Here is a 13,465-nt window from a genome sequence, read left to right as displayed (position 1 = left end):
ACTGCTAACGCAGGAAAAAGTCTGGCTTCAGGGTCTGTCGCTGCCGACCGCAACAGGGTAGGCAGCGCCGTGCCCGCGTTCCGTCACGGGCCGCGCAGCGAGACGGTCCTTCCAATCAAGGAAGGGTTTCTCCACCCCGCGGTGCAACAGGACCGCGACGGCGAGGCTGGCGGCCAGGTAGATCGCCCAGAAGCCGGGCGCCCCCTGGGTCCCGGACAACGCTTTCGCCAGTGGGATCAGCGGCAGGTGAACCAGATAAAGGCTGTAGCTGAGACGCGATAGAGCCCGCGCCGGCTGTGTGAGCGGCATCGGCGAACCTGCCAGCATTACCGCGCCAAGGATTATTGCGCCGGCCAGCAAGGCAATCAGTGCCGGCTGCAAGGCTGCATCGTGGAAGCCGATCCTTGCCATGAAGTCGTGGCTGGCCAACCAGACGCAAAGTATCGACGCGGAGACGGACAGCAGCGCCAGTCCTCTCCCACGCCGCGGGCGTATCAATCCGGCGTGCTCCGCCATGGCGATTGCAACGCCGACCACGAAACCTTCCAGCGTCATGTGGAACGGGCTGCGGAACATCTGGAAGAACTCGGTATAGCCGATCGAGGAGTCGAGACCCTGAAACGTGGCCGACCGGAAAATCAAGGGAAGTCCAAAGCATGCAACCAGCAGCGGCGCTTTGGCGATCATAGGCAGACGTAGCAGAGCCGCGACAAGCAACGGCGCCAGCAGATAGAATTTCTCTTCGACGCCAAGCGACCAGAAAACGACATTGATGTTCGAAGGTAGGTAATCCTGCAGGAAGAGCAGATGGTAGGCGACACGCATGGGAAGCGCTTCCCTGCCGATCTCGAAAAACGGGAAGGCGCCGGCAATTATCAACGCCATCACGGCAACGTAGGCGGGCACGATGCGCAGTGCGCGCAGGGCCAGATAGCGGCCGAGCGCGAACCGGCCGGTGCCGATGCCCGCACCGACCAGGTGACGGGCGATCAGATAGCCTGACAGGGCGAAGAACAGGTCGACGCCGACCCAGCCGTTGAGAAAAAGCGTCTCGACGAAGCCTTGGCCGCCGTTGGAAGTCGTCGTGACCGCCCGTTCACCGTGGCGAAACAGGACGAGGAGGATCGCGGCGCAACGAACCAGATCGAGCCACGGATTGTTGCGGCTTTCAGCCATCGATGTTCAAAGGTCTAGGCCGAGCGTCTTCCTCATCGGCGCCTTTCTAACCTTCCAGATCACGGCATCAACCATATAGTGGTGGAAGTTGACGATCTGGTAGAGCACGATGGTTGCGCTGAGGCCGGTGAACAGCATCGCGTCCAGCGTGCCGAGCAGGCCCCAATAGAGCACGCCCGTGATCGCAAGGCAGGTGGCGAGATAGAGCCAAAGCCGGTGCGGCTGGCTGATGTAGGAGAGGAACCGCGCCTCGGGATCGATGCCGTCCTTGAACCGGCGGGTGTTGAACATCCAGACGAACAGGACGTACTGGGCGTTGTGCCAAATGTTGATGACCAGCCATCCGATCGTGATATCGCCGATCACCAGGTAACCCATGGCGAAGATGCCGAAATGGGTGATCATGTACAGCGTATGCAACTGGGCGAGACGGCCTTCCCGCCAAGCCTGTAGGCGGTGATACCCCCAGATGGCCAGGAGCAAGATCGTGGCAACTGCGGCGATATCGACCAGCACAGACGGAACAGGAATGACTCTGAGTTCCAGGCCGATGAAGAGCCCGGGGTCTTGGTTCGAGCGGTGCAGAATGCCCAGCACCGGCAACGCGTAGAAGATCGCCTGGTCGAGCCAACCATCTTCATAGCGCGCGCCGCGTTCCTTGCCGCGATAGGCGCGCGAAATGCCCCAGCTCTGCCGCGTATAGTGGAACCACTGCCAGTAGAAGTAGATCGAGACTATGATCCACAGGCCGACGAAATAGGCGACGGCCAGTGTGCCGACAGTTACCGCCGGCAAGAACACCACGAGCAGTGACCAGTGTTCGGCGAAACTCTTTCGGTCGAAGCAGAGTCGCGTATAGGTTGCAATGACGTGGTGGTAACCGAGAAACCAGAGATCGAGGATCAGGATCGGAATGAAAAGATCCGGTTGCCAGATGATGACAAGCCCGGTCAGCATGGCGAGAAGCGGGAGGCCGACGATAAACGTGAGATCGAATCGAGGACTGCGCAGCCATGCCAGAGGCGTGGTCAACGGCATTGTTGTGTCGGACATGCTGCAATATCCCCGCGCGGAAAGCCTGCCCCAGGCTGCTGCCAGCACGGGCAGGTCCCGCCGATGCCGGCCGCGGCCAAAATTGCGCCTAAATTGTTAAAACGCTGATAAAACGCTCGGAATGGGCGATATCTTCACGTGCCGCCTGCCCGCATTCGACCAGGTGAAGGACCAGATCCGCTCGCTCCTGCTGCGCGAGAACTATTTCGCGCTGGTCAAGTCGCTGCGTGACGCCGCCAACGTCGACATCGCCGATGCCGAGCTGAAAAAGGCGATCGAGCAGGTCGACGGCGCGCAGTAACGCGTCAATCGCCAGCCGCGCGCCGCCGCGTAGGCCATCATCATTGGTACGAGCCGCAATCAGGCTCGTACCAATTTCGTTTCTGCTCCTGAAACAAACCGCTCGGGCCGCGACATTTGCCTGAAACATCCGGGCCATAGTTCTCCGCGCCACTGAAGAAGAGGGCCGCGCATCGGCCTGAAACAGGAGCGGAACATGACATTCAAGCGTATTGCCGTCGCGGCTTTTTTTCCGTCCTTGCACTCGGCGGCGTTGCCACGGCCGGCGACCTGAAGCCGATGCACTCGCGCAGCATCGATCTCGGCGCCATGTCCGGCGTCGCCTACTACACCGTCGAACCGGACGGCTACCATGTGGTCGCCACCCTCGCCCAGAACGACGTCAGCGCGCCGCCTGTTCGCTTCGAGACGGTCCTGGTATCCGGCCAGACCATGACGCTGTCGACGCCGCGCGCGGCGGGAATGCCGCCGGTGAAGGTCGAGATCAGCAGGACAGCCGATCAGATCCGCGTCCTGGAAGCGGTCGCCACCAACTAGATTTAGGTGAACGCCGCGCGTCCCTGGCCGGAAGTATCTCAGGCTTTGGCGAGCATGCCCTTGACGATGACCCGCACCGCCTTGCGGATCGTCTCGTCGTCTTCGTCGAGCCGGTTCGTCAGAAGATGGATCCAGGCGTAGGACGAGAGCAGGTCGGCGATGAGAGTGGAATCGACGCCGGCTGCGACTTCGCCCCTGGCCTTGGCCCGCTCGACCATCCGGCCGTTGTGGGCGCGACGCTCCCTCATGTAGTCCGCAAGCGCGGCGGAAGCGGTCTCGTCCGATTGCGCCTCTGCCACAAAGGAGCGGAAGATGCTGCCGGCCGGCGTCTCCCGCCACTGCCTGAACAGGCTTTTCAGGAAGCGGAACATGTCCTCCTCGACCGAACCCGTATCGGCGTAGTCGATGTCGCGCTTCTGGCGCTGATAGACGTCGAGGAGAAGTGCAGCCTTGCTAGGCCACCAGCGATAGATGGTTGGCTTGCCGGCGCGGGCGCGACGGGCGACCGCCTCGATGGAAAAACCGGCATAGCCGGCCTCGAGCAAGACCGCCTCCGCCGCATCGCGAATGGCATCGGCGCTGTCCGGATTGCGCTTGGCGCCGATCGAGCGGCGCGCTTTTTCGGGTGGCTTTTCCATCAATTTCCCTGAATTTTCGGCGCAACGTAGCACACAGGCTTGACGAAACGAAACGGTTCGTTCTATTTAACGGAACGTACCGTTTCGATGGAGATTCCCAATGACGGCTTCCCCCGCATCCACCCGCTTCTCGCGTCCGCGCTTCGCCTTGCTGGTGATGCTCGGCGTCTATCCGCTCATTACCGGGCTGCTCTATTTAGTCATTCCGCTGACCGAAGGCTGGAGCACGTGGCAGCGCACGCTGGTCATTGTTCCGCTGATGGTCGTCACCATCATCTGGGGCCTGATCCCAGGCGTGCAGAAGCTGTTTCGCGGCTTCATCAATCCAGCCAGCCGCTGATCGCCTAGCCGGCAAGTCAGTGGATGGCAGGAGCGATGCAACCGCAGCGGGTCGAGACCGTTCACCCGGCATGAAGGGAAGGACCATCTTGGAAGCCCCGTCGAGGTTGGGCCTGTCGTCGGGGGGCGTGGAAATGCTGCCCAAGGCGCTGCTCGCCGCCGGGTTTGCCGAAAGGATCGGCGCGCGGCTCGGCGGCGAAGTTCCCCCACCGCCGCATGATGAGACGATCGATGCCGCGACAGGCGTTCTGAACCTCGCCGGGATCGCCGCCTATACCGTCGCGCTGGCGAATGCGATCGAGCCGCTGCTCGCGAGAGGCGAGATGCCGGTCGTGCTGGGCGGCGACTGCTCGATACTGCTCGGATGCCTCCTTGCCGCGCGGCGGCGCGGACGTTCCGGCCTGCTCTTCCTCGACGGGCATGCGGATTTCTTCCAACCCTCGGCGGAGCCGAAGGGGGAGGTCGCCTCGATGGAGCTTGCAATCGCCGTCGGCCGCCACGACACGGTTCTCGCCAGGCCGGAGGGCCGCTCGCCCCTGATCCGGGAAGAGGATGTCGTCGCGTTCGGCCGCCGCGACGAACAGGATTCCGACGAGTATGGCAGCCAGCGGATCGAGGACAGCGGCATCGAGCTGATCAATCTCGCGCGCATTCGCGACGTGGGCATTGCCGCGGCAACGCAGCAGGCGTTCGATCGCCTCGCCGGGCTCGACGGCTTCTGGCTGCACCTGGATGCCGACGTGCTCGACGCCGAAATCATGCCTGCGGTGGATCACATCGTGGAAGGGGGCTCGCCTGGGATGAACTCGTCCATGTCCTGCGGCAGGCGTTTGCGACCGGACGGGTTATCGGCATGAACATCACCATCCTCAATCCGGCGCTCGACAAGGACGGATCGATTGTCGCCCGTTTCGTCGACGCCGTGGCGTCCGGCATGAAGGCCGATTGATTTCAGGCGCGTCGCGTGTCCTCCGATCATAGAGCCCGGCGTCGTCGCAAAACGCCTTGCGCCGGCAAGCGCTATCGGGCAAACGAGCTTCGTTTTCCTGCCCTTGCCGACCGAGACGCCCATGTCAACCGCCATTTCACCGCTCGCGCCCAAGAAATATCCGAAAATGCCGGCGATCGGGGGCGTGCGCATCGCCACCGCCGAAGCCGGCATAAAATACAAGAACCGGACCGATCTCCTGGCGATCGTCTTCGATGAAGGCACGACGGCGGCGGGCGTGTTCACCCGCTCCAAATGTCCGTCCGCCCCGGTCGACCTCTGCCGCGAAAACCTGGCCGGCGGCAAGGCGCGCATGCTGGTGGTCAATTCCGGCAACGCCAACGCCTTCACCGGCAAGAAAGGCCGCGAGGCGACCGCCCTGACCGGCAAGGCGGCGGCTGAAGCCGTTAGCTGCACACCAGGCGAGGTCTTTCTCGCCTCCACCGGCGTTATAGGCGAACCGCTCGATGCCGGCCGTTTCAGCCACCTTCTGGCCGGCATGGCGAGAGACGCCAAGCCCGACCTGTGGACCGAGGCCGCCAAGGCGATCATGACGACGGACACCTATCCGAAGGTCGCCACCGCCACGGTGAGGCTGGGCGACGCCGACGTCACGATCAACGGCATCGCCAAGGGCGCCGGCATGATCGCACCCGACATGGCGACGATGCTTTCCTTTGTGGCGACCGACGCGCCGCTCTCGGCCGCGGTGCTGCAAAACCTGTTGTCGAAGGGCGTCGGCGCCACCTTCAACGCCGTCACGGTCGACAGCGACACCTCGACCAGCGACACGCTCATGCTGTTTGCCACCGGCGCCGCTCAAAAGCGCGGCGCGCCTGCGATCGCCGACCCGAAGGATGCGCGGCTGGCGCAGTTCCGCCGGGCGCTGAACAGGCTGCTCAAATCGCTGGCGCTGCAGGTGGTGCGCGACGGGGAGGGCGCGCGCAAGCAGGTCGAGGTCACCGTCACCGGCGCGAAATCCTCGCGCTCGGCGAAGAAGATCGCGCTCTCCATCGCCAATTCGCCGCTGGTCAAGACGGCGGTGGCCGGCGAGGACGCCAATTGGGGCCGCGTCGTCATGGCCGTCGGCAAGTCCGGCGAGCCGGCCGACCGTGACCGCCTGTCGATCTGGTTCGGCGACAACCGCCTGGCGGTAGAGGGCGAGCGCGACCCGAACTATTCGGAAGCCGCCACCTCGGCCTATATGAAGCGCGACGAGATCAGGATCCGCGCCGATATCGGCATCGGGCGCGGCAAGGCGACGGTGTGGACCTGCGATCTCACCAAGGAATATGTCGCCATCAATGGCGACTACCGGAGCTGACGCCGCGTGTCGGAAATATCCTTCATTCCCGAACTCGCCCAGGTTCGCCGCTACGAGGCGGCGGGCTTCCGCGCCTGGCCGGCGGCGGCCGTGCACTATGACGGCACCTGGGTCGTGCGGCTGACCGCGGGCCATCCCGCCAAGCGGCTGAACTCGGTCAATCCGCTCGATCCGGGCGACGTGGTCAATATCGGGGAGCGCATCGCCCGCGCCGCGCGCCGCTTCGATGCCTACGGCCGGCCCCTGACCTTCCGTATGTCGCCGCTTTCGGGCTTGACGCTGTCGCGGCACCTCGACCGGGAGGGCTGGTCGACATTCTCGCAGTCGCTGGTCATGCACATGCCGCTCGACGACGCGGCCGTGAGCGAGGCGATGGACCAGATTCCGCTTAAGGACATGGGCCGCTTCATAGGTGCTGCGCTTAAGGTCCACGGCCTCGACGCCTCGCTGCGGCCGGGCCTCTCCGAAATCATCAGCTCGATCCAGCCGGAAGCCGGGCTGTTCGTGCTGGAGCATGACGACGAGGAGCCGCTCGCCACCGCCATCTGCGTGCATGACGGCGACCTCGCCGGCCTGTTCGAGATCGCTACGGACGCCGCCTGGCGCGGCAAGGGCCATGGCCGGCGCATCGTGCTCTCCGCCCTGAAATGGGCCCGCCTGCGCGGCGCGCGGGAGGCCTGGCTGCAGGTCGAGGCCGACAACGAGCCGGCGCTCGGCCTCTATCGCTCGATCGGCTTTTCCGAGATCTATCGCTATCATTATCGCCGGCCGCCGGAGGCCTGATGAGCGAAATCGGCGGCAAGCCCATATTGCTGGTTGCCGCGTGCGCGCTCGTCGACGCCGACGGACGCGTGCTGCTGGCGCAACGCCCCGAGGGCAAGCCGCTCGCCGGCCTGTGGGAGTTTCCGGGCGGCAAGGTCGAGCCGGGCGAGACGCCCGAAGAGACCGTGATCCGCGAAATCCGCGAGGAGATCGGCATCGAGACCAAGGTCGCCTGCCTTGCGCCGCTCACCTTCGCCAGCCATTCCTACGACAGTTTTCACCTGTTGATGCCGCTCTTCGTCTGCCGGCGCTTCTGGGGCACGCCCCACCCGCACGAAGGCCAGGCGCTCAAATGGGTGCGCCCACGACAGATGCGCGACTATCCCATGCCGCCGGCCGACGAGCCGCTGATCCCGTTCCTGATCGACCTGCTTTAGCTGGCTGGACTGGCGAGGCTTTGGTTGTGCCGCATGTGGCGGTAGCCACTTAAGGAAGAGCGCGTGTAACGCCCTGCCTTGCACCGATTTTGGAATCCAGGCCTCGACGCGGGAGGAAATCAGAATCGGTCTAGAGAGATGTCGAGGCGCTCCACGGTTTCCCTAAAAACCCACGCGCGGAACTAAACGCCCCGGCGAAAACGTTACTTCTAACGTGAAGCAGCCGGAAACAACCCCAATGCCAGCCGACGCCTATGTGAACCGCCTCGCGACGGCTGTGCCTGACCATGAAGTGCACCGCTTCTTCCTGGACTTCGCGGTCTCCCTTCTCGCCGCCGATCCGCGCAGTCAGGCCATTTTCAACCGCATGGCCGACAAGGCCGGCATAGAGCGGCGCTATTCCTGCTTCGCGCCGAGCGGCGATCCGCTGGCAACGGCGCTCGACCTCGACGGCGTCTTCAGGCGCGGCGCGTTTCCGGGAACCGGGCAGCGGATGGAGATGTTCGAGCGCGCCGCCCCGGAGCTGGCGCAGAAGGCCGTCGACCGGCTGCTGGCTGGCGAGGACCGTTCGCGCGTCACGCATCTCGTCGTCACCACCTGCACCGGCTTTTCAGCGCCGGGCGTCGACCTCGAGGTCGTGGCGCGATGCGGCCTGCCGTCATCCGTCGAGCGCACCATGATCGGTTTCATGGGCTGCTACGCGGCCATCAACGCCTTGAAGCTGGCGCGCCACATCGTGCGCTCCGAGCCAGAGGCGCGGGTCCTTGTCGTCAATCTCGAAATTTGCACGCTGCACATCAAGGAGACGCACGATCTGGAAAAACTGCTCTCCTTCTGCCTGTGGGGCGATGGCTGCGCCGCGTCGCTTGTCACTGCCGAAGCCAAGGGCCTGCTGATCGAAGGCTTCCATGCGGCGATCGCGCCGGCGCGCCGGGAACTGATGACCTGGCACATCCACGACGACGGCTTCGACATGCACCTGTCGGGCGAGGTGCCGGCAGCGCTTCATGAAATTCTCGCCGGCGGCATCGGCGACATGCTGGGCGGGCGGCCGGCAGCCGGGATCGACCTCTGGGCCATCCATCCCGGCGGGCGATCCGTGCTGGACGCAGCCGAGCGGGCGCTCGGTCTCGACCCGCATGCACTGAACGATTCGCGTGAAGTGCTGCGGGCGAACGGCAATATGTCGTCGGCCACCGTGATGTTCGTTCTGGAGCGGATGCTGGGCGCCGCCGCGCCTGGTCTCCTCGGCTGCGCCATGGCGTTCGGGCCGGGCCTGACCGCCGAGACGATGCTTTTCCGGACGGCGGGGTGAACCATGCCCGGCCTCGCGCATCGCCTGGTGGAGCCGGAAATCCTGGACGGGCTGTGCGAGGCCGATCCGCTCGCCGTCGCTGCGCGTCGCGATCTCGTCCGCGTCAACGCCCTGATGTTCCAGCAGACGATCATGACGCGCCTGCTCGCCGATCGCGTCCGGCCGCCGCACCGCATCCTCGAAATCGGAGCCGGCGACGGCGTGTTCATGCTCGGCGTCGCGCGCCGGCTTGCAAAGCGCTGGCCCGGCGTGGACCTGACCCTGCTCGACCGCGCCGATCTGGTCACGCCGGAACGGCGCGCCGCATTCGGAAAGCTCGGCTGGCGTGTCGAGGCAGTCGCCGCCGACGTTTTCGACTGGCTCAGCGTGGCCGGCGCCGCCCGTTTCGACGCCGTCGCCGCCAATCTCTTCCTGCACCATTTCGCCGATGCCGATCTCGCCCGCCTGTTTTTGGCGCTGCGGCCGCTGACGCCTGTCTTCGTCGCGGCCGAGCCGCGCCGCAGCGGATTTGCGCTCACTGCCTCCCGCCTGCTCTGGGCGGCCGGCGCCGGCGCCGTCACCCGCCACGATGCACCGGCAAGCGTGCGCGCCGGCTTTCGCGGCCTTGAACTCTCCGCGCTCTGGCCGGCGGAGCGCGACCGTCTGGAGGAACGCGCCGCGGGCCTGTTCACGCATGTCTTCGCCGCGACGCGGGCGGTGTCGGAGGGCGCATGACTCACGACGCCGTCGTCATAGGGGCGGGTCCGGCGGGCGCCTGCATCGCGCTGGCGCTCGCGCGGCAGGGCCGCCGCGTCGCCATCGTCGAAAAGGCGCAATTCCCGCGCCGAAAGGTGTGCGGCGAATTCATCTCGGCGACCAACATCGCCCTCCTCGACGAATTGGACATCGGCGATGCCTGGCGGAAAGAAGCCGGGCCGGAAATCCGGCGCATCGCGCTTTTCGTCGGCGAACGGTGCGTGACGGCAGCAATGCCGCCTGCCGGAAATGGCGGTTACGGCCGGGCGCTGGGCCGTGATATTCTGGACGGGATGTTTCTGGACGCTGCGCGCCGTGCCGGGGCGGAAGTCTTCCAGCCGTACCGCGCAACGGACATCGCCACCGACGGAAATCGCAGCATCGTCCGTATCGCATCGCGAGACCGCGAGTTGAGGCTGTGCGCGCCGGTCGTCATAGCCGCCCACGGATCGTGGGAGCAGGGAAGCCTGCCCAGCCAGTTGCCGAAGAGCGCCCGCCCGTCCGACCTTCTCGGCTTCAAGGCGCATTTTGTGAATTCGGCCCTTCCCACCGACCTGATGCCCTTGCTGGTCTTTCCGGGCGGCTATGGCGGCATGATCATGGCAGACCATGGCCGGTTGTCGCTGTCCTGTTGCGTCCGGCGCGACAAGCTGGCCGAGTTCCGCCGGCTTTATGGCGGCGTTTCGGCCGCCGAGGCGGTTCACCGCCATATACTGGCCTCGTGCCGCGGCGTGCGCGGGGCGTTGGCATCGGCTTCCCTCGACGGGCGGTGGCTTGCCGCAGGGCCGATCCGGCCGGGCATCCGCCCGTGCTACGCAGACGATATTTTCCGCGTCGGCAACAGCGCGGGCGAATCGCACCCGATCGTCGCCGAGGGCATTTCCATGGCCCTGCAGTCGGCTTGGCTGCTGGCCTCAACGCTCGCGCGCTTCGATGCATATGACGGGACGGCGCGCGAGAAGTCCGGCAGGCTCTACACCGCCGCATGGCGCCGGCAGTTCGCGACGCGCATCCATGCCGCCGCAGCCTTCGCGACGATTGCGCTCAATCCGGCTGGCGCGCTTGCGATGGGCCCGCTGGTCGCCCTGCTGCCGGGAATTCTGCCGCTTGGGGCCGCGTTGAGCGGCAAGACCAGGGCCTTGCCGCACCTTGCTCCCTCGAGCTGACCGCCCATTCAGCGTTAATGGAACGTTTATCCAACCATGAAAAATTGAAGGAAGCGTCGACAGATATCCGATGGCCAAGGGAGAATAAGCATGGACTCCGCAAGTGAATGGGGCGCTCTGCGCATCACGCTGCTGTTCGGCTCGGCAGCAGTGGCGCTGGCGCTCATCGCGGTTCCGCTGCTCGAAGGCCGGAACTCCGACAGGCTGGCGGGCGACATCGACCTGATGAGCACAGGCAGCATTGGGCGCGGCGAAACCTACACGATCCGCAGGAGTGTCCTGCAGTCGTCTCCGGACGCGGTTTGCGTCATCCACTCCGACGGCGCGCGCAGCGGCGATTGCTGAGTCGGCTTCTCTGCTTCACCGCCCGTTAAGCCTGCGGCGTTAACCTTTCTTAACACGTTGACGGTAGGGTAAAGCGCAAAGGAAGTTCGACCTATGCGACCATTGATCCGGCGATTTCTCAATGACGACTCGGCGGCGACGGCGATCGAATACGGTCTCATCGCGACGCTTATAGCGGTGGCGATCTTCGGCGGCGTCGGCGGCTTCTCCGACGTGCTGGGAGTGCTCTGGAACGACAACAGCAACAAGCTTGTCAACGTCTTTTCACAGTAAGGCCGACGGCTCCGATCGTTGAAAGCCGCGCAGGCGGCCGGTCACCGCCCCTTCTCATCGCCCAGTATCCTTGCCAGCGAAACCTGCGCCGAACCCGGCTTCAGCGGCTTCTGCTGCGAGGGATCAGGCGTCCAGCCCGACATCCAGACAAGCGAAAACGTCGCCCTGATCCGCCCGTCCGCATCGGAATGGCGCTCCGCGTAGATTTGCGCCGCGCGGGCAAACAGCGTCCGCGTCGCCGGCTTCCGCGAGCGCGCCTCCAGCGCGCTGGCCGCGCCCATGGCGCGCAGGTCCGTCATCAGCCCGAACAAATTGTCGTAGCGCACCGTCACCGTCTCGACATCGGCGACCGGAAGCGCGAAGCCGGCGCGCTGCAGCAGCGCCCCTGCATCCCGCACGTCGGTGAACGGGATTACCCGCGGGCTTGCGCCGCCGTGAAGTTCGACCTCGGCAGCGAGCAGCGCGTCGCGCAGTTCAAAAAGCGTCGCCGCCCCGGCCATGCAGCCGAGAAAGAGGCCATCGGGCCTCAGCGCGCGCCGGATTTGCACCAGCATTCCGGGAATGTCGTTGGCCTCGTGCAGCGCCAGCAGCGAGACAGCTAGGTCGATGCTGCCGGGTTCCAGCGGCAGATGTTCGGGCGCGGCCACGATGCCTGGCCCGCCGGCAAGGAACGCCACGTCCGCCTCGATCCGGATCACCTCGTCCGCCTTGCCGCTGGCTAGCACCGCATCGCGCGCGGCCGGCGTCACGCAGTAGAGCGCAGCCGCCTTGCCGAAACGCCGCTCGACGGCCGAAAGGCGTTCGCCAAGGTCTTCCGCCACGCGTTCCATCAGGAAATCCGCGCCCGGAACCGCCTGCGCCAGCGCCCGGCGCTTGCGCGCGATCGAAAGTTCCGTGTCGAACAGCTTCTGCAACGGGCGAAATCCTTTCCGGCGGGTTCGCGGAAGACGGCTGCGCCTCCCAGCACTTCTGCTATGGTCGGTCAACGCAGCAACCTCGTGACCGATCCGATGCCGCAGATCAAGTCGCTTGCCCTGGCCGCCATGAGATGGCCGGCGCAAATATTGTTTCCGCCGGTCTGCGCCGGCTGCCGCCGCCATGTCTCGCAGCCGGGCGCGCTGTGCGCCGCATGCTGGCCGAGGCTCAAATTCCTGGAAAAGCCGTGGTGCGCGGTGATGGGTACGCCGTTCTCGCAGGATATGGGCGAAGGCTTCCTGTCGGCCGAGGCTATCGTCAGCCCGCCGCCTTTCGCGCGGGCGAGGGCGGCGGTCGCATATTCCGGCGTGGCGCGGCAGATGGTGCAGGGCCTGAAATACCACGACAGGACAGATCTTGCGCCGTGGATGGCGCGCTGGATGCTGAGGGCCGGTGCCGAACTCCTGGCTGACGCCGATGTCGTCGTGCCGGTACCGTTGCACTGGCGGCGCTTCCTCGAGCGACGCTTCAACCAGTCGGCCGAACTCGCCCGCACGGTCGCGGCGATGTCCGGCCTGCCCTTCGAACCGGACGCGGTCAGGCGCGTCAAGCGCACGCGCCAGCAGGTCGGGCTGCCTCGGCAGGAGCGCGAGGACAATGTCCGCGCCGCCTTCGGCGTGCCGCCGGCGTCCGACATCGCGGTTCGCGGCAGGCGCGTGCTGGTCGTCGACGATGTCTACACCACCGGCGCGACGGTCTCGGCCGTTGCCCGCGCGCTCAGGAAAAGCGGCGCCAAAGCTGTCGACGTGCTGACCTTCGCGCGCGTCCTGCCGGGGGACTTTCAGCCCGGCGAAGCGCAGACTATATAAGTTTCAGCCAACAGGACCGATCATGGTTGATGTGACGATCTATACCCGCATGATGTGCGGCTACTGCTCGGCGGCCAAACGGCTGCTCGACAAGAAGGGCGTGGCCTACACCGAGCACGACGCCTCGTTCTCGCCCGAACTGCGCCGCGAGATGATCGAGCGCGCCAATGGCGGTTCGACCTTCCCGCAAATTTTCGTCGGCGACGTGCATGTCGGCGGCTCCGACGATCTGCACGCGCTCGATGCGCAGGGCCGCCTCGACGGTCTGCTCGCCACCGGCGCCTTGAAGTAGG

The 13,465-nt window shown here is 65.4% G+C and carries 18 protein-coding genes; 14 read left to right on the top strand and 4 right to left on the bottom strand.

Annotated elements, in window-relative coordinates; genetic code table 11:
• Positions 1–27 precede the first annotated feature (27 nt).
• Complete coding sequence (locus ACG873_RS20430; protein ID WP_394887118.1) at positions 28–1,176, bottom strand: acyltransferase family protein; 1,149 nt, start codon at positions 1,174–1,176, stop codon at positions 28–30.
• Between the two features lie 6 nt (positions 1,177–1,182).
• Complete coding sequence (locus tag ACG873_RS20425) at positions 1,183–2,229, bottom strand: hypothetical protein (protein ID WP_394887116.1); 1,047 nt, start codon at positions 2,227–2,229, stop codon at positions 1,183–1,185.
• A 121-nt stretch (positions 2,230–2,350) separates the two neighbouring features.
• Between ACG873_RS20425 and ACG873_RS20420 the strand changes: the two genes are divergently transcribed.
• Together ACG873_RS20420 and ACG873_RS20415 are read left to right on the top strand one after the other, a co-directional pair.
• Positions 2,351–2,530 carry a hypothetical protein gene (locus ACG873_RS20420; RefSeq protein ID WP_394887115.1) on the top strand — a complete coding sequence of 60 codons (180 nt, stop codon included), beginning with the start codon at positions 2,351–2,353 and terminating at the stop codon, positions 2,528–2,530.
• A gap of 278 nt (positions 2,531–2,808) precedes the next feature.
• Positions 2,809–3,066 carry a hypothetical protein gene (locus ACG873_RS20415; RefSeq protein ID WP_394887113.1) on the top strand — a complete coding sequence of 86 codons (258 nt, stop codon included), beginning with the start codon at positions 2,809–2,811 and terminating at the stop codon, positions 3,064–3,066.
• A 38-nt stretch (positions 3,067–3,104) separates the two neighbouring features.
• On the opposite strand, the gene ACG873_RS20410 is transcribed toward ACG873_RS20415, so the two are convergent.
• A complete protein-coding gene (locus ACG873_RS20410; protein ID WP_394887112.1) occupies positions 3,105–3,704 on the bottom strand; it encodes a TetR/AcrR family transcriptional regulator in 600 nt (199 codons plus the stop codon).
• A gap of 100 nt (positions 3,705–3,804) precedes the next feature.
• Between ACG873_RS20410 and ACG873_RS20405 the strand changes: the two genes are divergently transcribed.
• From ACG873_RS20405 to ACG873_RS20360, 10 genes are all read left to right on the top strand, one after another.
• Complete coding sequence (locus ACG873_RS20405) at positions 3,805–4,044, top strand: hypothetical protein (protein ID WP_394887111.1); 240 nt, start codon at positions 3,805–3,807, stop codon at positions 4,042–4,044.
• A gap of 88 nt (positions 4,045–4,132) precedes the next feature.
• Positions 4,133–4,900: an arginase family protein gene (locus ACG873_RS20400; RefSeq protein ID WP_394887110.1), complete on the top strand. Its 768-nt coding sequence runs from the start codon at positions 4,133–4,135 to the stop codon at positions 4,898–4,900.
• 213 nt (positions 4,901–5,113) lie between these two features.
• Entirely contained in the window at positions 5,114–6,355 is a 1,242-nt protein-coding gene (gene argJ / locus ACG873_RS20395; protein WP_394887108.1) for a bifunctional glutamate N-acetyltransferase/amino-acid acetyltransferase ArgJ, read from the top strand.
• A 6-nt stretch (positions 6,356–6,361) separates the two neighbouring features.
• Positions 6,362–7,138, top strand: coding sequence for a GNAT family N-acetyltransferase (locus ACG873_RS20390; RefSeq protein ID WP_394887107.1), 777 nt, complete (start codon positions 6,362–6,364; stop codon positions 7,136–7,138).
• A complete protein-coding gene (locus ACG873_RS20385; RefSeq protein WP_394887105.1) occupies positions 7,138–7,554 on the top strand; it encodes a (deoxy)nucleoside triphosphate pyrophosphohydrolase in 417 nt (138 codons plus the stop codon). Before ACG873_RS20390 ends, ACG873_RS20385 begins: the two co-directional genes overlap by 1 nt.
• A gap of 238 nt (positions 7,555–7,792) precedes the next feature.
• Positions 7,793–8,869, top strand: coding sequence for a type III polyketide synthase (locus ACG873_RS20380; RefSeq protein WP_394887104.1), 1,077 nt, complete (start codon positions 7,793–7,795; stop codon positions 8,867–8,869).
• Between the two features lie 3 nt (positions 8,870–8,872).
• Complete coding sequence (locus ACG873_RS20375) at positions 8,873–9,583, top strand: class I SAM-dependent methyltransferase (protein ID WP_394887103.1); 711 nt, start codon at positions 8,873–8,875, stop codon at positions 9,581–9,583.
• Positions 9,580–10,770 carry an NAD(P)/FAD-dependent oxidoreductase gene (locus ACG873_RS20370; protein WP_394887101.1) on the top strand — a complete coding sequence of 397 codons (1,191 nt, stop codon included), beginning with the start codon at positions 9,580–9,582 and terminating at the stop codon, positions 10,768–10,770. The genes ACG873_RS20375 and ACG873_RS20370 overlap by 4 nt, the downstream gene beginning before the upstream one ends.
• A 90-nt stretch (positions 10,771–10,860) precedes the next feature.
• Positions 10,861–11,115, top strand: coding sequence for a hypothetical protein (locus ACG873_RS20365; RefSeq protein ID WP_394887099.1), 255 nt, complete (start codon positions 10,861–10,863; stop codon positions 11,113–11,115).
• 93 nt (positions 11,116–11,208) lie between these two features.
• Positions 11,209–11,388 carry a Flp family type IVb pilin gene (locus ACG873_RS20360; protein WP_394887097.1) on the top strand — a complete coding sequence of 60 codons (180 nt, stop codon included), beginning with the start codon at positions 11,209–11,211 and terminating at the stop codon, positions 11,386–11,388.
• A gap of 41 nt (positions 11,389–11,429) precedes the next feature.
• Here the strand turns inward: ACG873_RS20360 and ACG873_RS20355 are convergent, their stop codons facing one another.
• The gene (locus ACG873_RS20355; RefSeq protein WP_394887096.1) at positions 11,430–12,302 is read right to left on the bottom strand and encodes a class I SAM-dependent methyltransferase; all 873 of its coding nucleotides are present in this window, start codon (positions 12,300–12,302) and stop codon (positions 11,430–11,432) included.
• 84 nt (positions 12,303–12,386) lie between these two features.
• Between ACG873_RS20355 and ACG873_RS20350 the strand changes: the two genes are divergently transcribed.
• Together ACG873_RS20350 and grxC are read left to right on the top strand one after the other, a co-directional pair.
• Positions 12,387–13,172 (top strand): ComF family protein, encoded by a 786-nt coding sequence (locus ACG873_RS20350; RefSeq protein WP_394887094.1) that lies wholly within the window; start codon positions 12,387–12,389, stop codon positions 13,170–13,172.
• 22 nt (positions 13,173–13,194) lie between these two features.
• Positions 13,195–13,464, top strand: a complete 270-nt coding sequence (gene grxC / locus ACG873_RS20345) for a glutaredoxin 3 (protein WP_394887092.1) — start codon at positions 13,195–13,197, stop codon at positions 13,462–13,464.
• Position 13,465: the final 1 nt, after the last annotated feature.

The sequence above is a fragment of the Allomesorhizobium aridi genome (assembly GCF_043769475.1).
Taxonomy (GTDB): Bacteria; Pseudomonadota; Alphaproteobacteria; order Rhizobiales; family Rhizobiaceae; genus Allomesorhizobium.
The sequence above is the reverse complement of the archived record's forward strand: the minus strand, read 5'-3'. Positions and strand labels throughout refer to the sequence as shown.

What these genes read in the sequence shown, in the direction of transcription:
- ACG873_RS20430 (WP_394887118.1), bottom strand. Translation starts at nt 1,176, where the DNA reads ATGGCTGAAAGCCGCAACAATCCGTGGCTCGATCTGGTTCGTTGCGCC.
- ACG873_RS20425 (WP_394887116.1), bottom strand. Translation starts at nt 2,229, where the DNA reads ATGTCCGACACAACAATGCCGTTGACCACGCCTCTGGCATGGCTGCGC.
- ACG873_RS20420 (WP_394887115.1), top strand. Translation starts at nt 2,351, where the DNA reads ATGGGCGATATCTTCACGTGCCGCCTGCCCGCATTCGACCAGGTGAAG.
- ACG873_RS20415 (WP_394887113.1), top strand. Translation starts at nt 2,809, where the DNA reads ATGCACTCGCGCAGCATCGATCTCGGCGCCATGTCCGGCGTCGCCTAC.
- ACG873_RS20410 (WP_394887112.1), bottom strand. Translation starts at nt 3,704, where the DNA reads ATGGAAAAGCCACCCGAAAAAGCGCGCCGCTCGATCGGCGCCAAGCGC.
- ACG873_RS20405 (WP_394887111.1), top strand. Translation starts at nt 3,805, where the DNA reads ATGACGGCTTCCCCCGCATCCACCCGCTTCTCGCGTCCGCGCTTCGCC.
- argJ (WP_394887108.1), top strand. Translation starts at nt 5,114, where the DNA reads ATGTCAACCGCCATTTCACCGCTCGCGCCCAAGAAATATCCGAAAATG.
- ACG873_RS20385 (WP_394887105.1), top strand. Translation starts at nt 7,138, where the DNA reads ATGAGCGAAATCGGCGGCAAGCCCATATTGCTGGTTGCCGCGTGCGCG.
- ACG873_RS20380 (WP_394887104.1), top strand. Translation starts at nt 7,793, where the DNA reads ATGCCAGCCGACGCCTATGTGAACCGCCTCGCGACGGCTGTGCCTGAC.
- ACG873_RS20375 (WP_394887103.1), top strand. Translation starts at nt 8,873, where the DNA reads ATGCCCGGCCTCGCGCATCGCCTGGTGGAGCCGGAAATCCTGGACGGG.
- ACG873_RS20370 (WP_394887101.1), top strand. Translation starts at nt 9,580, where the DNA reads ATGACTCACGACGCCGTCGTCATAGGGGCGGGTCCGGCGGGCGCCTGC.
- ACG873_RS20365 (WP_394887099.1), top strand. Translation starts at nt 10,861, where the DNA reads ATGGACTCCGCAAGTGAATGGGGCGCTCTGCGCATCACGCTGCTGTTC.
- ACG873_RS20360 (WP_394887097.1), top strand. Translation starts at nt 11,209, where the DNA reads ATGCGACCATTGATCCGGCGATTTCTCAATGACGACTCGGCGGCGACG.
- grxC (WP_394887092.1), top strand. Translation starts at nt 13,195, where the DNA reads ATGGTTGATGTGACGATCTATACCCGCATGATGTGCGGCTACTGCTCG.